This window comes from Coprococcus phoceensis (assembly GCF_900104635.1).
GTDB lineage: Bacteria > Bacillota > Clostridia > Lachnospirales > Lachnospiraceae > Faecalimonas > Faecalimonas phoceensis.
The window spans coordinates 927154-952933 of sequence record NZ_FNWC01000007.1; the positions used below are offsets into that span (position 1 = coordinate 927154).

Consider the following 25780-nt stretch of genomic DNA (forward strand, 5'->3'; position numbering starts at 1 on the left):
CTATATGCGAACGTATTTTTCGAACAACTGTTCTTGTATCGAATTATAAAACAAGAACAAATGTTTGTCAATAGATTTGAAGAAAAATACGAACATATTTTCTAAACATTTGTTTGCCTTTTTTGTGTATTTATGGTAAAATATTTTTAATTAAAATAACTTCATTCTAGGAGGTCGTCTAAATGGCATATGGAAAAATAAGTAAAAAACAATTAGAAATATTAGAATACATAAAATCTGAAATATTAAGAATCGGTTACCCTCCTGCCGTACGTGAGATTTGTGAAGCCGTAAATTTAAAATCGACATCATCTGTCCACTCTCATCTTGAAACTTTAGAAAAAAATGGATATATCAGACGAGATCCTACGAAGCCACGTGCAATTGAGATTATAGATGATACATTTAATCTCACAAGGCGAGAGATGGTAAACGTGCCAATTGTAGGTCAAGTAGCTGCAGGAGAACCAATTCTTGCTGAACAAAACATTACCAACTACTTTCCTATTCCGATAGAATTTATGCCGAATAATGAAACATTCTTACTGACTGTAAAAGGAGAAAGCATGATTAATGCTGGTATTTTAGATGGTGATATGGTATTGGTAGAATCTACTTCTGTCGCTTCTAACGGAGAGATGGTTGTTGCGCTTGTAGATGACAGCGCAACGGTGAAGACTTTTTATAAAGAAGAAGGTATATACCGTCTGCAGCCTGAGAATGATACAATGGAGCCTATTATTGTATCAGAAGTAGAGATTTTAGGAAAAGTGATTGGTGTATTTCGTTTCTTTCAATAAGATATTTTTGCAGACTGGCAGATTAATCATCTGTCAGTCTGCTATCACATGTTTCTTTTAATTTTTATTTCTCTCCTCTTCTGTTCCCTGAGTTTTATTCATCATATTTCCAAAATTCTTTCATAATTCTCATAAAAATTATAAAAATATAATATATTTTTAGATTGTATCTTGTTTTTCATTGTAAACAGTCAAAAATTCTTTCTCAATTTTCTAAATAATATATATTTTTTTCATAAGTTGTTTCTGTCTCATTTTTTTACTCTAAAATTTACCTCTTGACTAATAATGATTACTATTATTAAAATATAGTTAAAGAAAAGAATAAAATTAAATGAAAGAAGGGATTTATTTGAATTTGAACAAAAACTATAGATTTTATATTGATGGTATGTGGGAAGAAAGCAAAAGCAAAGAAGTTATTAAAATCATGTCACCTTATAAAGATGAACTTGTCGGTACGGTACAGGCGATTTCAAAAGACGAGGCAGATAAAGCTATCCAAAGTGCAAAAATTGCACAAAAGGAATGGGAGAAACTTTCTATCAGAGATCGCGGTAACTATTTATATCATTGGATTGAAGAGCTTGAAAAATCAAAGGAAGATATTGCAACGACTATTATGCAAGAAGTCGGTAAAGGATTTCAGGATGCCGTCAAAGAAGTGGAGCGCACAATTGATTTGATTCGTTTTACAATTGAAGAAGCAATTCATTTATATGGTGAAAGTATGCTCGGAGAAAATTTTCCTGGGGGAAATCGTTCTAAAATTGCCATTAGTCACCGTGTTCCTCTAGGTGTTGTGCTTGCTATTTCTCCGTTTAACTACCCTGTTAATCTATCAGCAGCAAAAATTGCTCCGGCTCTGATAAGTGGAAATGCCGTTGTCTTCAAGCCGGCAACACAAGGTGCGATCAGCGGAATCAAAATGATTGAAGCGCTAGATCGGGCTGGTCTTCCAAAAGGTGTTCTAAATGTGGTGACAGGTCATGGTTCTGTGATAGGAAATTATCTGATCGAACATCAAGGGATTGACATGATTTCTTTCACGGGTGGAAGCGGTACAGGAAAACGTATCGCAAAATTGGCAAACATGATTCCACTTGTCATGGAATTGGGAGGAAAAGACCCTGCCATTGTTGTAAAAGATGCAAATTTAGATTTGGCAGCAAAACAAATTGTATCCGGTGCATTTTCTTACTCCGGTCAACGCTGCACTGCTATTAAACGTGTTTTCGTTGACGAGATGATCGCTGATGAATTAATTGAGAAATTATCTGAAGAATTAAAAAATGTAACAATTGGTTCTCCAGAAGAAAATAAAATGATTGTACCACTGATCGATCAGAAATCAGCTGATTTTGTACAGAGTCTGATTGATGATGCACTTGAGAAAAATGCAACATTAATTACTGGAAATCAGCGAGAAGGAAATTTAATCTATCCTACGCTGCTTGACCATGTGACACCAAATATGCGTTTAGCTTGGGAGGAACCATTTGGTCCAGTATTGCCGATTATTCGTGTAAAAACAGTCGATGAAGCCATTGAGATGAGCAATCAATCGGAATATGGATTACAGGCAAGTATCTTTTCTCAGGATATTGATCAGGCATTCATAATTGCAGAAAAAATACAAGCAGGTTCTGTACAGATTAACGGTCGAACAGAACGCGGTCCAGACCACTTCCCATTTATCGGAACAAAGGGCTCTGGTATGGGAACACAAGGTGTTCGTCGCAGCATTGAATCTATGACACGTGAAAAAGTGACTGTAATCAATATTAATTAAAAAACAAACGGCATCTGCTCAGATGCCGTTTATAAATTATAATTCCTCAATATTTATCATCTTTCCGTCACTCCAGATTCTTTCCAAATCATAGAAAAGACGATTTTCTTTGTCAAAGACATGAACAATCACTTCGCCGAAGTCCAATAACACCCAGCTTCCAAGTCCATAGCCTTCTCTTTGTTTTAATGTGAATCCGGCTTTTTCAAGCTCTTCTTCTACACTATCTACCATAGCATGTACTTGGCTGTCATTGGTTCCGTTTGCGATAATAAAATAATCTGCCAAAACTGATACATTTGAGATATCAATGACTTTGATATCTTCTCCTTTTTTATCAGCTAATGCTGCACAGGCTATTTTTGCCATTTTTCTTGACTCTTCCATCTTTAAATTCTCCTTTCATTGTAGTACAGATAAGTCTGTTCTGTCAGTGGATCAATCACTTCACTTTTGCTCTTCAAATACTCTAATGAGGCATGAAGAATCGTATAAAGACACTCATCGATATCTGTAAATGCCAAACGTCGAATCTCCTGCAAATCAGGCGCCTCGCATCTTCCTGGCTCAATATAATCCGCAATATAAATAATCTTGTCCAGCAGTGTCATATGTGGGCGACCGGTTGTATGGCAGGAAATCGCATCAAGAATTTCTGTATTCTCTATCTGATATATCTCTTTTGCCAAATATGCTCCTAATTTTGCATGTAAAAGTCCAGGGTTTTTCTGCTCTGCCTCAGAAATGTTTAAATTATATTTTTTACACAATTCTATTTTTTGAGCAGATGGAATACATTTCGCACAATCATGTAAAAGCCCCGCGATCATAGTATCTTCCAAATCAGCCCCATACCGCATCGCAAGTGCGCCTGCAGTATACATAACACCAAGCGTATGCTCATACCGATTCTGATCCAAATGCATCTTTACTTCTTCCTTTATTTTACGTATTGTCAACTGCTTCATTTTGTTCTTCCTCAAATAAATGTTTTTCTGCAATATACTTTTCAACTGCCTCTGGTACAAATTCGCTGATTGGAAGTCCTTCTTTGATTCTTTTTCGAATATCACTGGAAGAAACCTCCAAATCCGGAGTATTCATAAGACGGATATCACATTCATATTTTCTTGCTAAATAATGAATCTGACTTAGCATCTCCTGTGTTCCTTTGCCATTGCGATATGCCGCTAAAAGGATACAGGTTCTCAGCAATTTCTCCGGATGTACCCATTTTTCAATAGAAAATAAAGAATCTGCACCAATAATAAAATAGAATTCATGTTCCGGATATCGGTCTTGAAAGTACTGCATCGTCTGATAGGAATAGGAAATCTCTTTTCCTTCTACTTCATATTTTTCCAGACGAAAATACGCATATGGCTGAATTGCTTTTTGCACCATCTCTACCCGATTCACAGTCATGGACTCAATGGCAGCACTCGACTTATGCGGTGGATTTCCGTTTGGCAGGAACCATACCTGATCGAGTCGAAAAAGTTTATATGCATAATTTCCAAGCATCAAGTGTCCATTATGAATGGGGTCGAATGTCCCCCCCATAATTCCAATCTTCATATTATTTCCTCTTTCATGATTCACTAAGGAAGTACGATTTTCTTCTTATCATCTTTTCCTTCTTTGTATAACACAATCTTTTTGCCTATTACCTGAACAACCTGGGAGCGGGTACGTTCTGCCAAGATCTGTGCAATTTCTTTCGGATCATCGGCACAGTTTTGAAGTACATTGATTTTAATTAATTCTCTGGCTGTCAACGCTTCTGCAATTGCATTGGTAAGTTCTGGCGTCATGCTTGATTTTCCAACCTGAAAAATCGGATCCATAACCATTGCAAGACTTTTCAAATACGCTCTCTGTTTTGATGTCATAATTTTCCTCCTCTCTTATTTATAATAATCGAATTGCAACCCGTACATGCGCACTGTATCGCCTTCTTCAATTCCTGCAGCTTCCAATTCATCTAGTATTCCTGTATCTTTTAGGAATTTTTGGAAGAATGCAAATCCTTTTTCTGAGTCTAAATTTGTGTATCCAAGCATCTTTTCAATCTTAGGCCCTTCCACTACATACATGCCATCTTCTTTTTCAACCGTATATGGCAGATCAATATGAATGAGTTCCTCTTCTGGGAAGTATTCCTGTTCGAAAGTAATCGGAGCCTGTTCTAATTGTTTCAACTGATCATTTACATAATACAAAAGCTCTTTGATTCCTGCGCCGGATACCCCGGAAATTGCGAATACCTTTACTCCCTTTGGTTCAAATTCTGCCCGGATACGCTCAACTGGATCTTCGTCCTCTGAGTATATCAAATCTGTCTTATTTGCTGCAATGACTTGAGGCCGTTTTGCAATCTCAGGATTATATGCTTCTAATTCTTCATTAATCTTATAAATGTCATCAACCGGATCACGTCCCTCTGACGATGCAGCATCCACTACGTGAATCATCATCTTTGTACGCTCGATATGGCGTAAAAATTCGTGTCCAAGTCCAACACCTTCTGAAGCCCCTTCAATCAGTCCGGGAATATCAGCTATAACAAAACTTTCCCCATCTCCTAAATCTACAACTCCGAGATTTGGATTTAATGTTGTAAAATGGTAATTGGCAATCTTTGGATTTGCATTTGTAACACGGGATAAAAAGGTTGATTTCCCAACATTCGGAAATCCGACAAGCCCAACATCTGCAATCACTTTCAACTCTAATTGTACGTTCAATTCCTGAGCTGGCTGTCCTGGCTGCGCATACTTTGGAATCTGCATGGTAGAAGTTGCAAAATGTTGGTTACCAAGACCTCCTTTTCCACCCTTTAAGATGACCTGTCTGCGGTTCTCACCTGACATATCTGCGATAACTTTCCCGGATTCCGCTTCTTTCACCACAGTTCCTTCAGGAACTTTCAAAATGATATCTTCTGCATCTTTCCCGTGGCAGCGTCTTTTTCCGCCCTGCTCGCCGTCCTTTGCCGCAAATTTCCTTTTATGTCGGTAATCAGCAAGGGTATTCAATCCTTCATCCACTTCAAAGATAACATCTCCGCCGCGTCCTCCGTCACCACCATCCGGACCGCCGTTTGGTACATATAGTTCACGTCGAAAACTGACATGACCATCTCCGCCTTTTCCTGAGCGGATATATATTTTTGCTCTGTCTGCAAACATCTTTCTCACCTACTTTTCTATACATTGTTTTTATTATAATATAAACCGATGGAAAAAAACAAGGCTTCAAACCAATAAGATTTGAAGCCTAATCTTTTATAATTCGTAAAATTCTTATTCAGCTACTGGATAGATAGAAACTTGTTTCTTATCTCTTCCTTTTCTTTCGAATCTTACAACACCGTCAACTAAAGCGAATAAAGTATCGTCTCCACCACGTCCTACGTTAGTACCTGGGTGAATCTTAGTTCCACGTTGTCTGTAAAGGATATTTCCAGCTTTTACAAATTGTCCGTCAGCTCTTTTCGCACCTAATCTCTTAGATTCAGAGTCTCTACCGTTCTTTGTAGAACCAACTCCTTTTTTATGAGCGAAAAATTGAAGGTTTAATTTCATCATGGTCTTACACCTCCTCAAATGTTAAATCGATATATTTCTCGTAATTCTCGTCATCAGCCATCTCCTCTAAACCAAGAATCATAGCTTTCAACAACAGCGTCGTCTCTTTAGTAGGTCTTCCCGATATTCTATAATCGATTAAGCCCTGCTCATCATCAGATACAAGTGAGGCTTCATTCTGAGTAAAAATCTCAATTGCATTCACAGTATTGATTGTCAGCACAGAAACAGCTGCACAGACAACATCCTGACCATTCTCACTGTAACCTGCATGACCCAACGCCTTAAAACCAACACATTCATGTTTTTCGTTTTTATAAATGGTTACCCTAATCATTCCGACACCAGATTAAGCATTGATTTTTTCAATCTTAACAGCTGTGTACTGCTGTCTGTGACCGTTTTTCTTATGGTATCCAGTTTTTCTTTTATACTTGTAAACGATTACTTTTTTTGCTTTTCCGTCTCCAATTACAGAAGCTGTAACTGTAGCACCTTCTACTGTTGGATTTCCAACTTTTAATTCAGAATCGCTAACTGCAAGTACCTGGTCAAATGTAAAAGTTTCTCCAGCTTCTACACCAAGTTTTTCTACTTTAATGATATCGCCTTCGGCTACTTTGTACTGTTTACCACCTGTTGCTATAATTGCGTACATATGGCACCTCCTATTATCATTACTCGCCAATTACGGTGTCTGCATTGCAGAACTTGCAAACCTCATTGTGCGGCATACCGTTGTATTATAACATGTGACTTTATAGGCGTCAACTATTTTTTATACTATTTTAGACAGATTTTGTAAAAAGTTCAGCTAGTACCGTAATTCCATAGATTACAAATAAACCGATAAACAACTTTACAGGACTGAACTGTAAAAAATAGTAACTGATGAAAAAGATTCCTAATGCAATGCCGGCAGCGCCATTGATTCTGGCGTACATTTTTACATCTCTAATATCCTTTTTCCGAATCAAAGGCATATCTCCCTTTATGATTGCATACAAACCTATAAGTATACATATAACTGCTAAAATCAGAATACTTGTCATTTTTTCTCCTAATCCTTCAAAATATTGTTTTGAAAATTTTATTTTTCTTTATCGGAAACTACTAATTTGTCATAGAAATAACCGATAATATCTTTTCGCGTGATAATTCCGGAAAAATTTCCCTGATCATCAACTACAGGAACAAAATTCTGTTCCATTGCTTTTTCCATTAGGTCTTCCATTTTTGCTTCTGCTCGAACCGGTTTGTAGTCAAGGCGTCTTCCAACTTCCTGTATGGAAACCATCTCTGCAAGTTTTAAATTTAGATTGTGATTTCCTTTGAGCCACCAAAGTAAATCGCCTTCCGTAATGCTCCCAACATATTTCCCCTGTCTGTTGAGCATTGGGATACACGAATATCTGTGATATTCCATACGTTCCAGAACTTGTCTGACCGTATCGTCATCATAGATATGGGCAACCTCACTTTTAGGTTTTAAGAAAAACATGATATTCATATCATTCACCTTTCCAACTAGAGTTTTGCTGTCACAAAAATATCGTAAATTGCTTTAATCGCATTTTCGAAATCATGATTGCGCACACCAATTACAATATTCAATTCGCTGGAACCCTGATCAATCATCTTTACATTTACATTTGCATGCGCAAGTGCAGAGAAAATACGGCCTGCTGTACCTCTTGTAGCACGCATTCCCCGACCAACAACAGCAATCAATGCAAGATCTGATTCCAATTCGATGGAGTCTGGCTGTACTGCATGATGAATTCCGGCAAGTACTTTCTGTTCTGTCTCTTCAAATTCCGACTGATGTACAAAAACTGTCATCGTATCAATGCCGGATGGCATGTGCTCGAATGAAATATGATTATCTTCAAATACCTGAAGCACTTTTCTTCCAAATCCAACTTCTGAGTTCATCATTGCCTTCTCGATTGTGATAGAAGCAAATCCTTGCTTTCCGGCAATTCCGGTAATCGTGTATTTTGGATGTCTGCAAGTAGCTTCAACAATCAACGTACCTTTATCCTCCGGTGCATTTGTGTTGCGGATGTTGATTGGAATTCCTTCTTTTCGAACAGGGAAAATAGCATCCTCATGAAGAACGGTAGCTCCCATATAAGATAACTCTCTTAATTCTTTATATGTAATTGCTTCGATAGACTTCGGATTCGAGATAATTCTCGGATCTGCAATCAGAAAACCGGACACATCTGTCCAGTTCTCGTAAAGATCTACTTTTGCCGCTTTCGCAACAATCGAACCGGTCACGTCCGAACCACCCCTTGAGAATGTTTTGATTGTCCCGTCCGGTAAAGAACCATAAAATCCTGGAATTACTGCACGTTCGGCTTTATTTAAACGTTCTGACAGGATTTCATCTGTCTTATCTGCATCAAATTTTCCTTCTTCATCAAAGAAAATAACTTCTGCCGCATCAATGAATTCATATCCAAGATAGTTTGCCATGATAATCCCATTCAAATATTCTCCACGTGAAGCAGCGTAATCTCTGCCTGCTTTTTTTGCAAAGTTATCACGGATTATCTCAAACTCTTTTTCAAGTGAAAGCGTCAACCCTAATCCTTCAATGATCTCATTGTATCGCTCCTGAATATCTTTCAGTAAATCTGTGAATTTTTTCCCTTTCACAGCTGCTCCGTAACATTTATATAACATATCTGTCACTTTTACATCGTCTGAAAATCGTTTTCCTGGCGCTGATGGAATGACATACCTTCTACTTTCTTCTGCACGGATAATATTTCCCACTTTTTTAAACTGCTCTGCACTCGCAAGTGAGCTTCCGCCAAATTTTACTACTTTTTTCATCTTCGCACTCCTCCATCTGTCTTATCTTGCATAATTATTCTGCTGTTTGTATATTACAATCTATCTTTACAAAAAACAATGCTTTTTTACATTCTTTTACATTTTTTAAGATCATCTGTGGATAATATCTGCATATTCTGCATCGGCAGCTCGTTTTAAATCTTCCGGAAGCAGTATGAGTTGCAGGCCGATTTTCCCACCGCTTACAATGATTTTGTCTAACTTCTGTGCGTCCTCCTGAATGATTGTCTTAAATTTTTTCTTCATCCCAATGGAGGTGCATCCACCTCGCACATATCCTGTCACAGCAGTGAGTTCTTTTAAAGGCAGCATCTCAAGCGATTTCTCTCCAACAGATTTTGCAGCCTTTTTAAAGTCAATTTCTTCGGCAATCGGAATGACAAAAACATAATATGCTTTACTTTTTCCAACTGTCACAAGTGTTTTATACATTGTTTCATATGAAATTCCAAGAAGATCCGCGACATGAATACCGTCTGTAAATTCGTCACATTCATAAGTCCGCATTTCATATGGAATTTTCATTCTTTCCAAAATCCGCATTGCATTTGTTTTTGTTTCCTTTTTAGACAAGGTTATCCCCTCCTTAAATATCCATGCTCTTACGTTTCTCTCTTGCAATCTTCGCCATATAAGTGTTATTTCCATGCTGATCCAAATACACCAGACATTCTTTTATTTTGTCCTCATTTTGTTCAAGCTCATAAGCTGCAAGTAAATGATATTTGCACCATATTTTTTCAGAAAGATTTCTGGTTCCTTTTGTAAAAAGCTTCTCATAATATTCTTTTGCAACTTTCTGTTCGCCTGTCCTTGCGTCTAATACAAGAACAGCATTGGCAAGTTTTTGTCTGAGATGCTTATTTTTCGGTTTTTTTCGAACCATATCACGCATATCTTCTATCAATCGTGCTGCTCTTGGATAATCATTTTCCATCACTGCACACAGAACTCCCAGATTTTTTACATTCTCTTTATATTTGCCTGCAAGCTTTTGTTTGCTCTCCATGTAAGCAAGCCATTTCCTCGCAGAAGCAAAATCTCCATTGACAAGATATGCGCTGATTAGATCTTGCACGAGAGCATAATAGCTGTCTGTATCTGCCTTTTTCTTTCTTTCCAACTGTTCACACTGCTCTAAAAATTTTTTCGCATCGCAGGTCTTCAGATAGTCTGACATGTACGGAGTTTTCGACTTATGATAGCGGTCGAGCAAAAACATTGCCGCAAGAAAACATATCAGCAGTATCAGGCAGACTGCTGCCATATAAAATAAAATCTGTTTCCCATTTGGAAGGAAACTGCCCAGAATAAATAAAAAAGCAACAATCAACATCGGTTTCCAAACATCTTTTAATCTCTTTTTCATCTTATCGCCTCTTTTAACGGTTTTCTTACCTTTTTCCGTGTCACTTCCACAAGCTGCAGCTTCGTGATATCCACAAGTGTAGTAGAAATCGGATCTTTCCGAAGTTCCTTTTGAAATACATCGACCAGCTCAGCCATCAGCTCTTTTCCGGAAAGATTAATAAAGTCCACCAAAATGATTCCAGAAAGATTGCGAAGACGTATTTGTTTTGCCACTTCTTTCGCCGCTTCTATGTTAATTTTTAAGTAGGTCCGTTCATCTCTTTTCTTGCTGATACATTTCCCGGTGTTTACATCGATCACAGTCAATGCCTCCGTCGGCTGTATGACAAGATAAGCTCCCGACTTTAACCACACGCGTTCTTTTAGTGCGTCTTCCAGCTTCCGTTCAATATTATGCAGCTTATCTAAAGGAAGCAGAGTATCTTCATAACGATGTACTTTTCCCAGATCTTCCGGTTGATACATTTTCAGATAAGCGATGGTCTCTTCGTAAAGTATTGGATCTTCTATCACAATTTCTTTCAAACCGTCCTGGTAAATATTTTTCAGCTCGCTCAAATATTGCTTCGGCGCCTTTTTTAAACAGGAATAGCATACACGCGTCCCTGCAATTTTTACGAGTTCTTTATACTCTTGAATTAATTGTTCAAGTTCAGCTTTCAGCACTTCTTCCGCTACATCTTTTGCATTTGTACGAATGATAAAGCCATATGCATCTGATTGATAAGAAGCTGCCAGTTTCTGAAAATGTTCTCTCGATTCTTTTGGAAGCTTTGACGAAATTCCGATTCTGGTATCTCCGGTTGTCAAAACTGCATATTTCCCTGTAAAACTAAGTTTCCCGCTGACGGTAGGTACTTTTGTCTTGACCGCCTCCTTTGAGACTTGAACAAGCAATTCATCACCGATGCAAAGTGGTTTTTTCCCAATTTTCTGAGTGAAGATCGGCGTTTCATTCTCATCAAGGGCATAATAGCATTCTACACCTTTGGCAACTTCCACGAAAGCCGCACCGATATTCGGAACAATATTTTTTACTTTTCCAACATAAATATTTCCAAGCACTGCCTGTTCTTTCGTCTCATTCGGAGAACAATGGAACTCTACAATTTCTCCATTTTCCAGAAGCGAAGTCAGGACCTGTTCTTTCCATCTTGTAATGATTAATTTCCGCTCCATTATGACACCTGATCGAGACTCACTAGTTCTCGGTTATCCTCTGTTCCGATATTTGCGTACACTTCAAGACGGTGATGTACAAATGTGATTTCTTCCGCATTCAATCCTAAAAATTGCGAAAATGCCTGCATAACAAGTTCCGGTTTCAGATTTTCCACACTTCCTGTGGCAACCTGCATGTAGATTTCTTCATCTCTCGCTTCAAACTGATAGATCATCGGTTTGATATCCACTTCCTTTTCACTCTTCTTCGTCTTTTTCACAATCATAATCTGCGGTTGATCCAAAAAGATGTCTGCTTTTTCCTTCCAGTCATCCGGAAAAGCATGATTTTTTGCAAAGGACAAATAATCTGCTGCCGCCACAATGGACATTCCTGTACGCTTTTTATCATCAGAAATCTCTACCATATTGACCACCTCAATGCCTTCTACCATCGTTGCATTCATCCGTTCAACAGCCGCATCAAAGTCAATCGGCTCTGTAAGTTCAATATCAAAATATTCTCCGTCGCTTGTCAAACCAACCCCGAGCGGATTGGCAAAGGACATGATCATATGTGGGCTGTATCCACCTGTAAACGCAATCGGAATATCCGCACGGCGCATTACTTTTTGAAAGAAACGCATAATATCCAAATGTCCGATGAATTTCATCACCCCATATTTACGAAATTTAATTCTTGCCTTCAAAACAAACACCTCCTCCATAGATTGCCGCGCCACATCCGGAACACTGCATCCGGCAGTTTGGTGTAACCTTTCCTTCCAATGCATTTTTCCATTCACGTTGCAGGAATTTCTTTGTCACTCCGATATTGATAAAATCCCACGGCAGGATTTCATCCAGATCACGCTCTCTCAAATTATAGAAAGCGATATCTACTCCCGTATTTTCAAATGCCTGAAGCCAAAGGTCATTCCGGAAATGTTCACTCCAGGAATCATATAGACAACCAAGTCGGTACGCCTCCAAAAGTGCTTTGCCGACACGCCTGTCTCCACGGGCAAATACTCCTTCCAGAACTGTGACATCCGCTTCATGCCAGTTATATTTCAAGCTTTTTTTATTGAGTTGTGCTTTCATCTCGTTATTTACGATATGTGCTTTTTGAATGTAATCTTCCTTGTTGCACATTTTTGCCCACTGAAATGGAGTGAATGGCTTCGGAATAAAGAATGAAGTACTTGCCACAATCTGACATTTTCCATTTCTTTGATCTTTCGGAATTTCGTAATAGCGTCTTGCTACTTTTTCTGCGAGATGAGCAATTTCCTTCATATCTTCTTCCGTCTCGGTTGGCAGTCCGAGCATAAAGTATAATTTTACACGAGTCCATCCGCCCTCAAATGCCTGTCCGGCACCTTCTAAGATAATCTCCTCGGTGAGCCCTTTATTGATAACATCGCGTAATCTTTGAGATCCTGCTTCCGGTGCAAATGTCAGACTGCTCTTTCGAACATCCTGTACTTTACTCATAACATCCAGCGAAAAGGCATCGATACGAAGCGATGGAAGTGATACGTTAATCCCTTTTCCCTTAAATTCATCAATCAGAAAATTTACAATTCCCTGGAGCTGTGAATAATCACTGGAGCTTAATGAACTCAAAGAAATCTCCTCATGTCCAGTGCTTTTTAGCATCTGATACGCATATTTTTTTAGTCTCTCCAAATCTCGTTCACGCGTCGGGCGATAAAGCATACCCGCCTGACAGAAACGACATCCGCGAATACAACCTCTTTGAATCTCCAGTACAACACGGTCCTGTGTCACTTTGATAAATGGCACGACCGGTTTCTCCGGATAGTAAGTATTTGTGATATCCAGCACCATCTGTTTTTCAATCGTACGTTTTGCATGTACGTTGTTCGGCTCAAAAGATGCAATTGTTCCATCTTCATTGTAAGTCACATCATAAAAAGCCGGCACATAAAGTCCCGGAATCTCTGCTGCACGCTCCAAAAACTCTTTTCTAGGTGCGCCGGAAGCTTTCCACTCCTTATAAGCGTCCAACAGTTCATTGTAAACGGTCTCGCCTTCCCCGATATAGAAAATATCAAAAAAGTCTGCTAAAGGCTCCGGATTGTATGTACACGGACCACCGCCAATGACAATCGGATCATCATTTCCACGATCTTTTGCAAACAGTGGAATCTGGCTTAAGTCAAGCACCTGTAAAATGTTCGTGTAACACATCTCATATTGAATTGTAATCCCAAGAAAATCAAATTCTTTGATAGGATCCTGAGACTCTAATGCAAACAATGGGATATTCTGTTTTCTCATAATCTCGTCCAAATCCGTCCATGGAGAATAGACACGTTCACACCATACATCCGCTCTGTGGTTGAACATATCGTATAATATCTGAATTCCAAGATGGGACATACCGATTTCATAGACGTCCGGAAAGCACATGGCGAAACGGATATCCACCTCATTTTTGTTTTTCATCACCGAGTTCACTTCGTTCCCGATATACCGGGCCGGCTTCTCGATTTTTAGTAATATTTCATCATTTAAAGCTAGTTTTCTCATATTTCTCCTTTCGTTTTTGTTTAATATATACAAAAAAGTAATCTTCTTTTCTTTTTCGATTTTCACGAAAAATAGCTGTTTTTTTATGATTTTCAGGGACGCTTTTCAGTATGAAAAATGCTGTTTTTCACCTGATTTTTGCCCTTGCGTAACAAATTTACTTTTTTTCTACTGTGCAGCACTATGCATAATTATACACCATTTTCATGGTCTTGCATAAAATACATAGCACTGCATAACATAATTCAATACTATAAATCACTTATTTTGCAATTAAATTCTTAAAAATTTTGTCCTGCTTTTTCTATCATTTAACACCTTATATGAGAATATGATATTATTTGATATGAAGCAGCAAAAAACATTCTGAAACAGCATGTTAACCCACCGTATTATATACTTTTTGCGGAAGGAGTTCAAGCAAATCTTTCTCAGATATCTGAATGTCGAATACAAAATCTGTTTGAGGCAGAATATCTATTATAAAATTGCCAATCACCTTCTCACAGTCATATATTTCTTCAGGAAGATTGATATAAACATCCTTTGTAACCCCTGTTCCATTATGTCCCATACAGACAGATATCGCTTTCAAACTAATATCATTTTTCTTTAAAACAGTTGCGTATGTATGCCTCAAATCATGCCATCGCATTTTGGGCAAATTGCAATCTGCCAACAGTTCTTTAAAAGATTTCCCCAAACTACCCCTGTTATAGGGCAAACCGTTTTCTCTAAAACATACAAAGTCCAGATCCTGAAATTGGGGATTGGATTTCTGCACTGTTTCATACTTATGGCGTGCCACAATCAATTCATCTATAACAAAATCGCCTAAAGGAATATCACGTTCTCCTGAATGAGATTTTGTTTTCACCTCTTGTGTACATAATCGGTTGTCTGCCTCACCATCATTTGAAGTTGTTCTCCCTAACTGTCGTCTGACATGTAATTCCCCTTCCCACCAATCAATATCCGAGAATTTGATTGCAATCACTTCAGATATTCGAAGACCGGTTGTTAACGTCAAAAGTAATGGTATATACATTTCTGTTCTGGTTTCTTTACATTTTAACAGCAATAATGAAATTTGCGGAATGGAAAGAATGGGATACTCCTTTTTTTGATGTTTTATAGTGCCTTCTCTTAACGCTTGATTATAAGCTTTTTTCACAGCCTTTTTTTTCATACGAATTGCAGTTAGAGCAGGATTTATTCGTATCATCTGATGGTTTTTTGCGTATGTAAAAGCACCTTTCAAAACAGTATAGGATAAACGCAAAACACTCACTTTTTCAATAGAATCCAGCCCTTTTTTAATATCGTTACGCTCGATATCTGTAATTTTGCTGTTTGGATCCCATGTTTTTAAAAAGTAATTGTAGATTACATTGCGATAACTACAAAATGTATGATAGGATATCTTTCTTTCATCAATCATGTAATAATATAGCCAGTAGTCAAAAAATTCCTTTAGCGTGTATTCAAAAGGAATAAACCTTTTTGAATGCAACTCAGCAATCGCAAATTCCTTTGCTTTCAGCGCTTCTGTTTTCGTACTATATCCACCTTTTTGCATAGGAATTACAATTTCAGTGGAAAACGTCAGAGAAAAACGGTATGCAAATTTTCCTCTTACAGGAGTAATTGTATCTCTAAATTTCCATGAAACAATATCACCATATTGAAAACTTTCTTTAACATCAGGTTTTATAATTGGCTTTTTATTCATGTGCACACTCTCCCGCAGCAGATTTGGAAGCGGCATTAATTGGATCAAATGAGGAATCAATCAATGCTGAAATTTTCCCTTTCGCTTCAATAATGCCACAATAAATTTCAAAGGTTGTTGCAATGCTTTTATGCCCCATTATTTTAGAAATTTCTTCCAACTGCATTCCTTGCTCAATTAAAATTGTTGCAAATATATGACGCAAATCATGCATACCGATTTTGGGAAGTGAGTTTCTTTCACACATACGCTCTAAAGCAGCGTTACAGGTAGTTTCTCCTTTTATATTTCCTTTTGGTCCAATACAGATAAAATCTCTCCATTTTGGTTCAGCTTCTCCAAGTTTTTCAAACAACTGCATATTTTCCTTTTTTCGAATTTCTAATTCTTGAAAAATAATGTTATGGATACGCAGTGTCCGATAACTACATAATGATTTTGGCGGTTTTACAGATTGCTTTGAAGATAATACCTTATAAGATAAATTCCCTTTTACAACAATTTCATAGTCTCTCGTAACCTGCCGTTCTACTTTAACCGTTTGATTTTCCGAATTAAAATCCGAATATTTTAACCCTAAAATTTCACCCTTGCGTAAACCTACAAACAAAGCCAGTAAAATCTCTAAATAAACAGAATGGTATTCATACGCCGCTTGAAGCAATGTCCGTATCTGCTTTTTAGAATATACAACCATTGCAGGAACGTCCCAATAATACTTTTTCATATCTAGCAACGGATTGGTCTCAAGATAGCCATCATCAAGAGCATCTTTCAAGGCTACATTAAATACTTTGTTTATCATTCGCCCTGCACTTTTACAATAGTCTTTACAATTCTCTAAAATTTCATTTAGATAATCGGAAGATACCATGCCTATTAAAATATCCTTCGGTGTATTTGGAATAATGATTTTATAAATCGTCCATGAATACCCCACTTTTATAGAACTGTCTGCATTAGGAAGAAAAATTTTTTGACACCAGTAATCTAAATATTCAAAGAACGTATATCTCATATTTGTTAAACTTTTAATTCGTTTCATCTGTTTTTGATATCGTTCATTTTCTTGCTCTTGTGCCTGCTTTGCCTCTTCGACAGAGCAAAATCCTGTTTTTTTCTCATATTCTATTGTATAGGTATTACAGTTAACTGTCTTTGTCAGAAAACTCCATGTGCCATTTTCATAAAATACAGCTCCTTTATTAGTCATTGATTTTTCCATATAAAGTACCTCCTATTTGGTAGGTGCTTATATGCTTTCTTTTGCCATAAAGCACCGTAACATAATTGATTTGTGTGTGTCAATACCTGCATCTATGTTTGTAAACATGGTTTAGTTTCCTTCATCTAACCAATGGTCGAATGAAGACTTTGGAATACGATAAATATTTCCAATTTTTATAACTTTGAATGGTTTTTGTTTTACATACACCTCTTGTATAAAAGCATAGGCTTTTGTACGTCCAATATTTAAGATTTCCTGAATATCTTCTACTTCGTATACACGTTTTTCTTCTGAATGTGTACCTATATGCTCACCTCCTAAGCTTCTCATTTAATTTAATTTTCTGATTTTAGTTACTTGTAAATAATTGGATTTTATTTTAGATACATTTAGACGACATGAATTCTTTCTGTAAGATTTGTAATCTGAATTGAATTTATTAAAACCTAAAAATAGTTAAATAACCCTTTCTCTGTTCCCGCTTTTAAGAGTTTACAAATAGTAAAATAACGATTCTAACGGATTTTCTGCTCACCCCATTGAATTTGAAGTTTTCCTTCCTGATCTACACCAGTTGTCATTAAAAGAGAAAATATCTGAGGGTTGATACCGAATTTTTCATATAATTCTCCGCTCGCTATCAATTGATTTTTCATGAACAAATTAATTTTCTCCTTTGCCAATATCATTTTTAGCAGATTCACTTCAATAGAATTTTCGTAAATCAAAAATACCACTTGTTTAAAATTCTGAGATGTATAACGAATAAACCGAAAATAATATTGTTCCATAGCTGCATGGTTATAGTGAAGTTCCGGCAAAATAATTTTATCCACATCATCAATATTCATGGACTCTGATAAGCTTTGCTGTGTAGAAAGCAAAATTCCATTCTCTGTCTTTCTCAGTTCTTCCACAATCCGCTGCCGCTGTTTACAAGGATTTTTCTTTCCTGTGATCATAAAAATTGGTCTTTTCGGAAATGCCTGTTTTAAATAGTGGTAATAGGACTCCGCTACTTCTATCTTGCGAACTCCAATGGCAACTCTTTCTTTTTCCCACATCTGCAAAAGATGGATTGCTTTTTTAACTTTTGTAGGCGGTTCATTACTGTTATATTCGTATGCAAGAGAGGGATCTGCACATATTTTCAGAAGCAACATCAATTGTTGTAAAATCCGAAACATAGCATCTTTTCTTGCGTTTTTACAAGCCATAAAGTATTTCCTGCGGATTTTATCAAATTCTTTTATGGCAGTCAGATAGACTTCCTTTTCTGTCTGATTAAAAGAGCAAGTTCCTTGATAAATTTTATAAATTTTTCTACCAACTACTTCCTCAAAATTTTTTGTTATTACGGTTTTTTCTAATAATTCATCTAAAAATGAGGAATTATAAATGTCTTGGTTTGCCTTTTCAAGGCCAAACACCGTAATCTTCTTTGGCAAATAAGAGAAAGAAAATAGTTCATAGCCCTTTTTATAGGCAGGAAATGGTTGATTAAAAAAAGGGTTCGCATATTTTTCCATCTGTCCATTCCTGAATCGGAAAATCCACTCATTTTTTGCCAGATAATGAATCGAATTATTATAAAGCAGCTCTAATTGTGGAGCAGCTTCTACAACATTGTTTCGCGTCATTGTTCCAGTCGCCAGCACTTTATATCTGCACTTTCGGAAGACAGAAAGCATTGCTTTTGTCCTCTTGGAACTTCCATTGCTGATTGTATCGCTTTCATCGAAAATCAACATGACCTTCTGACAACGGATACGGACCAGTTTTTTCATCTCTCTTTTTAAGTCTGTCAGTAAGTTGACTGTCAAAAGTACAATCTGCCCTTTCTGCACCCTTTTGATATCTTTTCTTTTTCGGATACGGTAAAAATCAATCTGATAGTCTGTCAGTATTTCTTCCCATGTATTATTGATTGCCAGAGCTGTGCTAACAATAAACACATTCCGAACAGCGCTATATTTTATTCTGTACTGTGCCATCACCAGCGTACAAAGGCTTTTTCCGGTTCCCATAGAAAACTGTAGGGCGGCATATCGTTTCTGCAACAGTTTATTCACTTCTTGTTTCTGTATAGGATTTAGATATTTGACTTCTCCTGTCATCTGGCTTTTTACATGCCACTTTTCCAGATATTCTGCAATTTTCTGATCCTGTTTTATTTTTTTTAATGGTATTTCCTGTAGTTCAAAGTTCTGTCGTTTCTTTTTCAAAAATTTTTCAAATCCTGGAACTTCCGCTTTTGTTAAAACAAACGAATGGATAGAACCTAACTCTACATCACTTCCATTTTCGCGATAATCCTTTACTTTAAATCTATAATTTGTCTTTACAATCCGAGTTTCATTCCTGTAAGTCTTATTCGCAGAAGATAAAATTTCCTTTAATTTCCGTAAAACATCTTCCGGCTGTATCTTGATTTTTTCCCACTCCTGCCAGGATAGTTCCTCTGGTTTTGTTTGTTTCAGGTACTCTTGCAAAATTCCCTCTGCCTGTCCCGCTTTATGAGTAATCTTTCGATTTCTTTTGATATCAAACAACAGTTTCACTGTTTTTTCTTGAAATGCCTGTTTCTGCCTTCCCTCTAAGTCTGTATTCTGGCATTCAAAATAAATATTTGCAGCATTTTTTCTCCGTTCCTGAAGAACCGGTAACACATAAGTTTGATAAATTTCTTGGGGATGTTTCAGAACCTCCTTCTTTGTGGTGTAAGGTCTTTCTGTTACATATTGACTCTTTTTCTGTAAGATCATGGCTTTTGTCCGAAAAGATGTCACACCATACTCTTTGAATACATCTGCTGGCAAAGAAAATTGTACAATCAAATTAAACATCTGATTGATTTCTTCAATATCCCCTTTATTTGAAAAATCATCTGAAAGGAAACTTTCCGGAACCAGCAAAACCAAAAGGCCTCCGTTTTTCAGTACCTGATATGCTTTTTTGCAATAATACATTTGGGAAGATACCGGTGCTTCTTTTGTTCCCCATTCCAAATGAAAAGGCGGATTTCCAAATACAATATCTCCGCTTAAAACAGGGGAATACTGCCGGATATCGCCATATTGCAGATTTGCCTTTGGGTAGAGGTACTGGGCAATCTTCACTGCTTTCATATCAAGTTCTGTCCCATAGATATTACTTTCTGTAGGGAGATAATTAAAAAAATCTCCTTTTCCATAAGTCAAATCATAAATAATATCCTCTGCTTCCGGTTTGACACAGGAAACAAGAAATTCACATACTTCCGCTGGTGTAAAAAATTGTCCCTGCTCGATTTCTTTTTTCGCTTCTGTATAAGCATGAAAATTTTGAAAGTCCTTCCTGTCCAGTCCATGTAGCCCACCATTTCCCGTGTATACATTAAAAATATCCTCTGGTGTGATCCCATATAGTTCTGCTTCATGGTTTTCCACTAGATACAAGATTTTTTCATTCAATTTTTGCCTTTGCTCTATTGGTATTTGAAGTTCCGTATCTTTTTTGTATTTTTCCATTAGATTACCTCCTTATAGCCTAGGTACTCTTTTGCAAAAGACAATGCATGTACGCCGCTGTCAAAAACGATATCCCATCTACCATTTTTAAAATACTTAAATTTGACAACTTTCTTACCAAGTGCGAGGTGCTCATCAAAAATCCCTTCTTTTTCTTTTTTCCCGATGTATGAAAAACTTACAAATCTTTCCAGCCACCCATCATAAATGTTAAACTGTTTTTTTCCAGAGTCAAAAAATGTCAATGCACGTAAAACGGCCTTATATTTTTCATTATCCAGACAAATTTCATATTCTCCCCAAAGATCTGTTTTGCTGTAGACCAGATTTTTGATGGTCAGTTTTTTGCTTTGTATATTATATTTTACATAGGATAATCCTGCTTCCACATTTTCTTTAATCTCCTGTTCCACCTTTTCTTGAAAACTAAAACCACCAAGATAAGAAAAAATATCATCTACAATAAGCGGATAATCAATTCTGGCAAATAAAACTTCATAAAGATTTTTTTCTTTCTGTTTACGGCACCTCTTCATTTCTTCCCGATAAATTTGTTTCTCTTCTTCTGTTAAAGAAGAAATCCGGTTATATAATACGGGTTCTGCTGAATTTTGCAGGGAAATATAGCGTTCATACGAATGTATCTGTATAGCAAGACCATATTTCCGATTAAAGAAAGAAATGATTGTTTTAATAAAATGATTATGTACCTTTTCCATAACTTCTGTTTGTTTCTTCTTATCCATGCTAATTAAGTTCTGTTGGTACACCCTATCTGCATATTTCTGCATCCTCCCATAAAAGGTCAGTTCCTGTTGATGCAGAGTTTCCATATCTACAAACATACTCAAAAAATGATTTCTGGTACTGTCATATAATTTTTGCTGTATCTCACAAAATTTTTGATCTTCCATAGAAAGTCTAGTGTTATTTTGGATTTTGACACGTTGCAGTTTTTTTAATACATCATTCATAATTCTGCTCCTTTCTTTATAAGAAAAGGCAGAAGAATATTCTAATCCCTCTGCCTGTGTTGCTATTATCTTAAAATTCCCATGTTCCTACGCAGCCTTTTTCTCTTCTTCTCCCTTTAGAAACCTTAATTTTTCTTCTGCATAGCAAACAAATTCTACCATTTCCTGCGGATAATGGATCCGCCCTTTCCCCTGACATTGCACAATCTTCCCTCCTCTCCAGTCAACAGTAAAAAAAGGAGTATCCGGATCTGTTTTTTTCCGGATAAAATACACATCACATTTCCGATTGGCAATATGTGGGATATAGCTTCCTACACAATGTCCTAACGTCTCTCCTTCTTTTTGGATTTCCTGATAATTCTCAGGAACTTTTAAGAGATAGTCTTTATCCTGAATTTGTGTATCCAGTAATTTTATATCTTTCTTTAAAAGTTTGTTCACTGTTCGCCTTTCTTTTGCCTGTTTTTTTCTTTCTATTTTATTTTCTAGTTTTTGATACTCCTGAAAAGTCTTGTCGTGAACATCTTTGAAATTTTTTGGAAACAGAATGTATCGGCTTTTCAGATCATATTCCAATTTTTCTGCCCATCCAATATAATCTTTCCAGCTTCTTATATATGTCTGATAGTATTTCATTTCAGCACTACTGATACCAGATACATCACTGGACAGTTTATATGCCTTTCCTTTCACATCTTTTGAAATCTGTTTTCCCAAATAATTCACAATTTTTCGAATAGATGCATACTGATGTAATTCCAAAAAATCTTTATTACTCTCAAAGATTTTACAATACCCAAGAATCTCCTGTTCAGACAAATGGATGTTTCGTTTCTCCATTTTTTTCAAAACTTCCAATTCCTTTGCTCCCATATTATACTTGATCATAATAGAACAAAAACGTGAATTTATTCCTAATAGATGCCTGATATTTGTTTCTTTTGTTTCTTTCCACTCACTTGGAAGGTGATATAAACATTCCAAAGCAAAATAAAACATATTCTGCTTCACCAATTGTTCAAGCAATGGGAATTTTAAATATGTCTTCAAATAATATACAACTGGGAATTCTACAGAACGATTATGTTTAACAAAATAATCTAAAGAGCAATACTCAAATGGAGTCCCTTTAAAAATATTTTTCAAATTATATGGATACACCATTCCGGGCATTTGAGTTATCGTCTGATAGACCTTTATGGTATAATTCATATGGTATTTATAATAGAAATAAGGATCTATATATTTCTCTTTCCATACATATTTATGAACAAGACAGCTATACACAGGGTAATAAAAGCGAAATTTCTCGTGAAATACAGCCCGATAGTCTTCTTGATGAGATAATGTATATTTTCCCATACCATGTGCAGCATAAGATTTTCTTACTTCAAAATGGCGTAATATGATTCCATCTGATGCTTTTTCAATTTTAACAGCTTCTGCTTGATCAACAAAATATCCTGCCTTTCCGTTTGCTTTAAAAATTGATTTCCGTTTGCAAATAGGACATATGTATTCTTTGTTATGCCTTGGTATGGATTTCTCCAATTGATACTCAGATTTACAGTGACTACATGTGCAATCTATCATTTTTTTTCTAGAATACTGATAGAAAATGTACTGACTTTCTTTTAGTACCTCATGTTCCAGCCATTTTTCAAATTTTCTAGTCACTGGTTTCACACTGCGAAATAGATACTCTATATCTTTTGTCATTCTTTTTTTTCTTTCTAATGCCTTTTCTTCTTTTATTTTATACTGTTCTATTTCTATCAACTCTATGCTGTCTACTGCATCATCTGCGCGATGAAAAAATTGTTTAATACTCTTTTTTTCCTTACATGTTCGTATCGCAATCTGAGATATAAAGTTTCCCTTTTTAGCTTCCAATATATCCAACGGTTTTACAGACCAACGGTTTTCTCTTATAAAATATGTAATAAAGTCTCCACTGAAAAAGAAAATGCGACAGAACGGAAGGTATTGCTCATTTTTGATGTCTTCAGCATCATAAAGATTTAGAATTAAAGTCCGTTTATGCTCTACCGTAGCCTTTTGTACTTTCAGCAGATAGTTTTGTCTGCAAAGTTCCATATATTGCTTATCCTTAATACCGGCTTCTACAACCGGTATCTTTTTAAGTAATGCTTTCTTCATTTTCCTTCTCTCCATCATTATAAAATTCATCATCTCCAGAGCCTTTTTTCATAGGAATTGCTTCCAAAAAACAGGCAGGTATCTTAAAATGCTCTGCAATTTTCTGCAGTTCTTTTTCACATTCTTCTTCTGCACAAGCCATCTGACATAAGTAAGCAGAAACCTCTGCATTTTTCCAGTATCTTTCAAACTCGCAGGACTGAAAAATATCTATATCGTCTAAGCTCAAAATTTCCTGTTCCGTCATATCTTCTGGGCAGAATATCTCTGCATCACGTATATAGATGCTTTTTACCGTAATAATATAATTTTCTCTTTTCATCCTTTACTATTCCTTCCTTCTTTCTTTTACAAGTTCCGTTTTGCTGCATCAAGAAACACTTTTGCAGAATCGCGTATCGCCTCTTTTAGTGCCAATTCATATTCCATACGATAGTCCTCATAATATTTCTGGAATAAAGAGATACATCTTTCCCTATAGTCTTCATTTGCTTTCAATTTGCTATATACCTTTTGGGGAAGATAGTCTTCCATATTATCCAGGACGTTCTCCTTTAAGTACAAATATTTTTGTTCTTCATACGCCTGAAATAATTCCCATTCTGTCAGCAGAATTTTCTGCCCGTTTCGAACAATTTCCATACCCTTTTATTCACCCTCTTTTCTCACTTTATGCTGCGGTACTAAGGTTGACCGGAAGGACTAGGTACACATAACTGTCTTTTTCATCTCTTACAGTACATGGGGTTTTCGCACTTGTAAAATACATAAAGACTTCCTCATCATCAATCACCCGTAGCATCTCTAATAAAAATTTCGGATTAAACCCAATTCGTAATTTTTCTCCCTCTTTTACAATGAACATACTTTCATTCATAGATCCCATGTTTGAGGCTACTTCTAACGATAAAATGTTTTCTTCAATATTTAGAATGATCGGCTTTTTCGTATCGTCCTTCAACAATAAACCTGCTCTGTCAATACATTCCTGTAATTCTTTTTTCTGCACTTTTATTTTTGTTCCATAATCCTTTGATAACAATTGTTCCACTTTTAAATATTCTCCCTCAATCAACCGGGAGATTGCTCTTGTATTTTCAATCTCAAACTGAATATGGTTCTCTGTAAAATAAACTGCAACTTCCTTTTCTGGATCCCCGCCAATAATCTTAATCATTTCTGCAAGGTTTTTTCCTGGAACAATGACCTTTTGTGGTTCGTATTCCTTTTTCAGTTTGACTTTTCTGAGTGAAATACGGTGTCCGTCCAATGCAACAATTTTCAACTCCTTTCCATTAATTTCCCACAATTCTCCTGTCATTGCCTTCTTAGAAGAAGTATCTGCTACTGAAAAAATCGTTTGTCTGATTGCTTCTTTTAACTCAAACTCTGAGATCATAACACGATTTTTCCATTCCACATCTGGTATACAGGTATACTCTAATGCTGATTTTACTGAAAGATTATACTTCGTTTTTTTACAGCGCACAGTCGCTTGATCTTTTTCTCCAGTCTCTATGACGACATCTCCCTCTGGAAGCTTTCGTACAATCTCGCCAAATACTTTTGCCTGAATTGCAATGCTTCCCTCTTCTTCAACATTTCCTGACATCACCGTTTCAATTCCTAATTCCAAATTGTTTCCGGTGAGGGTAATTTCTTCCTTTTCCGCTCGAAGCAGGATACACTCCAAAATAGAGGTAGATGATTTTGTCGGAACTGCCTTTGATACTGTCTGAACTGCTTTTGCTAAATCTGTCTTTTTACAAATAATCTTCATAAATTCTCCCTTCATACAACTGTAATATTTGCTTCTAAAAACTTAATTTTCCTCCTTTCCGTTTTACGTACAAAAAAAGACACAAAAAACCATACGATTTTTCATGTCTCTCTTTATATTTCTTAGGATGTTCCTCAAAATGCTACTTTTGGCTTCTGCCAAAATGAAATACTAACTACAAATTTTCCATTTGTAAAAATATATTCAACATCATAATAGCACAATATATAGTATTTTACAATCTGTTTTTTCT

General features: G+C 36.5%; 27 protein-coding genes. 2 read left to right on the forward strand and 25 right to left on the reverse strand.

Going from position 1 to position 25780, the window contains the following annotated elements; all coding sequences use genetic code 11:
* Positions 1 to 182 precede the first annotated feature (182 nt).
* Positions 183 to 800, forward strand: a complete 618-nt coding sequence (gene lexA, locus BQ5364_RS08170) for a transcriptional repressor LexA (protein WP_004612597.1) — start codon at positions 183 to 185, stop codon at positions 798 to 800.
* Between the two features lie 334 nt (positions 801 to 1134).
* A complete protein-coding gene (locus tag BQ5364_RS08175; protein ID WP_071143986.1) occupies positions 1135 to 2592 on the forward strand; it encodes an NADP-dependent glyceraldehyde-3-phosphate dehydrogenase in 1458 nt (485 codons plus the stop codon).
* Positions 2593 to 2628: 36 nt separating this feature from the next.
* On the opposite strand, the gene rsfS is transcribed toward BQ5364_RS08175, so the two are convergent.
* The 25 genes from rsfS to dnaN form a co-directional block, all read right to left on the reverse strand.
* Positions 2629 to 2979, reverse strand: coding sequence for a ribosome silencing factor (gene rsfS / locus BQ5364_RS08180; protein ID WP_004612599.1), 351 nt, complete (start codon positions 2977 to 2979; stop codon positions 2629 to 2631).
* 2 nt (positions 2980 to 2981) lie between these two features.
* Positions 2982 to 3560 (reverse strand): bis(5'-nucleosyl)-tetraphosphatase (symmetrical) YqeK, encoded by a 579-nt coding sequence (yqeK, locus tag BQ5364_RS08185; protein WP_004612600.1) that lies wholly within the window; start codon positions 3558 to 3560, stop codon positions 2982 to 2984.
* Positions 3538 to 4170 (reverse strand): nicotinate-nucleotide adenylyltransferase, encoded by a 633-nt coding sequence (nadD, locus tag BQ5364_RS08190; RefSeq protein ID WP_044987140.1) that lies wholly within the window; start codon positions 4168 to 4170, stop codon positions 3538 to 3540. Before nadD ends, yqeK begins: the two co-directional genes overlap by 23 nt.
* Positions 4171 to 4193: 23 nt before the next feature.
* Positions 4194 to 4484, reverse strand: a complete 291-nt coding sequence (gene yhbY / locus BQ5364_RS08195) for a ribosome assembly RNA-binding protein YhbY (protein WP_004612602.1) — start codon at positions 4482 to 4484, stop codon at positions 4194 to 4196.
* Positions 4485 to 4499: 15 nt separating this feature from the next.
* Positions 4500 to 5783: a GTPase ObgE gene (gene obgE / locus BQ5364_RS08200; protein ID WP_071143987.1), complete on the reverse strand. Its 1284-nt coding sequence runs from the start codon at positions 5781 to 5783 to the stop codon at positions 4500 to 4502.
* A gap of 114 nt (positions 5784 to 5897) precedes the next feature.
* A complete protein-coding gene (gene rpmA / locus BQ5364_RS08205) occupies positions 5898 to 6182 on the reverse strand; it encodes a 50S ribosomal protein L27 (protein WP_004612604.1) in 285 nt (94 codons plus the stop codon).
* Between the two features lie 4 nt (positions 6183 to 6186).
* Complete coding sequence (locus tag BQ5364_RS08210; protein ID WP_004612605.1) at positions 6187 to 6519, reverse strand: ribosomal-processing cysteine protease Prp; 333 nt, start codon at positions 6517 to 6519, stop codon at positions 6187 to 6189.
* 12 nt (positions 6520 to 6531) lie between these two features.
* Positions 6532 to 6840, reverse strand: coding sequence for a 50S ribosomal protein L21 (gene rplU / locus BQ5364_RS08215; protein WP_004612606.1), 309 nt, complete (start codon positions 6838 to 6840; stop codon positions 6532 to 6534).
* Positions 6841 to 6970: 130 nt separating this feature from the next.
* A complete protein-coding gene (locus tag BQ5364_RS08220) occupies positions 6971 to 7234 on the reverse strand; it encodes a hypothetical protein (protein WP_022251072.1) in 264 nt (87 codons plus the stop codon).
* Between the two features lie 38 nt (positions 7235 to 7272).
* The gene (locus BQ5364_RS08225; protein ID WP_022251073.1) at positions 7273 to 7692 is read right to left on the reverse strand and encodes a CBS domain-containing protein; all 420 of its coding nucleotides are present in this window, start codon (positions 7690 to 7692) and stop codon (positions 7273 to 7275) included.
* A 17-nt stretch (positions 7693 to 7709) separates the two neighbouring features.
* Complete coding sequence (locus BQ5364_RS08230) at positions 7710 to 9029, reverse strand: aspartate kinase (RefSeq protein ID WP_004612609.1); 1320 nt, start codon at positions 9027 to 9029, stop codon at positions 7710 to 7712.
* Positions 9030 to 9140: 111 nt separating this feature from the next.
* Positions 9141 to 9623, reverse strand: a complete 483-nt coding sequence (ybaK, locus tag BQ5364_RS08235; RefSeq protein WP_022251074.1) for a Cys-tRNA(Pro) deacylase — start codon at positions 9621 to 9623, stop codon at positions 9141 to 9143.
* A gap of 13 nt (positions 9624 to 9636) precedes the next feature.
* A complete protein-coding gene (locus BQ5364_RS08240) occupies positions 9637 to 10419 on the reverse strand; it encodes a hypothetical protein (protein WP_004612611.1) in 783 nt (260 codons plus the stop codon).
* Entirely contained in the window at positions 10416 to 11600 is a 1185-nt protein-coding gene (locus BQ5364_RS08245) for a ribonuclease E/G (protein WP_004612612.1), read from the reverse strand. Before BQ5364_RS08245 ends, BQ5364_RS08240 begins: the two co-directional genes overlap by 4 nt.
* Positions 11600 to 12310, reverse strand: a complete 711-nt coding sequence (locus BQ5364_RS08250; protein ID WP_004612613.1) for a TIGR03936 family radical SAM-associated protein — start codon at positions 12308 to 12310, stop codon at positions 11600 to 11602. Before BQ5364_RS08250 ends, BQ5364_RS08245 begins: the two co-directional genes overlap by 1 nt.
* Positions 12276 to 14141 carry a TIGR03960 family B12-binding radical SAM protein gene (locus tag BQ5364_RS08255; RefSeq protein ID WP_071143988.1) on the reverse strand — a complete coding sequence of 622 codons (1866 nt, stop codon included), beginning with the start codon at positions 14139 to 14141 and terminating at the stop codon, positions 12276 to 12278. The genes BQ5364_RS08250 and BQ5364_RS08255 overlap by 35 nt, the downstream gene beginning before the upstream one ends.
* 379 nt (positions 14142 to 14520) lie before the next feature.
* Entirely contained in the window at positions 14521 to 15873 is a 1353-nt protein-coding gene (locus BQ5364_RS08260; RefSeq protein ID WP_071143989.1) for a tyrosine-type recombinase/integrase, read from the reverse strand.
* Complete coding sequence (locus tag BQ5364_RS08265; RefSeq protein WP_071143990.1) at positions 15866 to 17098, reverse strand: site-specific integrase; 1233 nt, start codon at positions 17096 to 17098, stop codon at positions 15866 to 15868. Before BQ5364_RS08265 ends, BQ5364_RS08260 begins: the two co-directional genes overlap by 8 nt.
* A gap of 111 nt (positions 17099 to 17209) precedes the next feature.
* Positions 17210 to 17431, reverse strand: a complete 222-nt coding sequence (locus BQ5364_RS08270; RefSeq protein ID WP_071143991.1) for a helix-turn-helix domain-containing protein — start codon at positions 17429 to 17431, stop codon at positions 17210 to 17212.
* Positions 17432 to 17616: 185 nt separating this feature from the next.
* Positions 17617 to 20610, reverse strand: coding sequence for a DEAD/DEAH box helicase (locus BQ5364_RS08275; protein WP_071143992.1), 2994 nt, complete (start codon positions 20608 to 20610; stop codon positions 17617 to 17619).
* Positions 20610 to 21584: a hypothetical protein gene (locus BQ5364_RS18030; RefSeq protein WP_162493661.1), complete on the reverse strand. Its 975-nt coding sequence runs from the start codon at positions 21582 to 21584 to the stop codon at positions 20610 to 20612. Before BQ5364_RS18030 ends, BQ5364_RS08275 begins: the two co-directional genes overlap by 1 nt.
* An 87-nt stretch (positions 21585 to 21671) precedes the next feature.
* Positions 21672 to 23747 carry a PcfJ domain-containing protein gene (locus BQ5364_RS08285; RefSeq protein WP_071143994.1) on the reverse strand — a complete coding sequence of 692 codons (2076 nt, stop codon included), beginning with the start codon at positions 23745 to 23747 and terminating at the stop codon, positions 21672 to 21674.
* Entirely contained in the window at positions 23728 to 24069 is a 342-nt protein-coding gene (locus BQ5364_RS08290; protein ID WP_071143995.1) for a hypothetical protein, read from the reverse strand. The genes BQ5364_RS08285 and BQ5364_RS08290 overlap by 20 nt, the downstream gene beginning before the upstream one ends.
* Before the next feature lie 26 nt (positions 24070 to 24095).
* Positions 24096 to 24389, reverse strand: a complete 294-nt coding sequence (locus tag BQ5364_RS08295) for a hypothetical protein (protein WP_071143996.1) — start codon at positions 24387 to 24389, stop codon at positions 24096 to 24098.
* Between the two features lie 28 nt (positions 24390 to 24417).
* Positions 24418 to 25527 (reverse strand): DNA polymerase III subunit beta, encoded by a 1110-nt coding sequence (dnaN, locus tag BQ5364_RS08300; RefSeq protein ID WP_071143997.1) that lies wholly within the window; start codon positions 25525 to 25527, stop codon positions 24418 to 24420.
* Between the last annotated feature and the right edge of the window lie 253 nt (positions 25528 to 25780).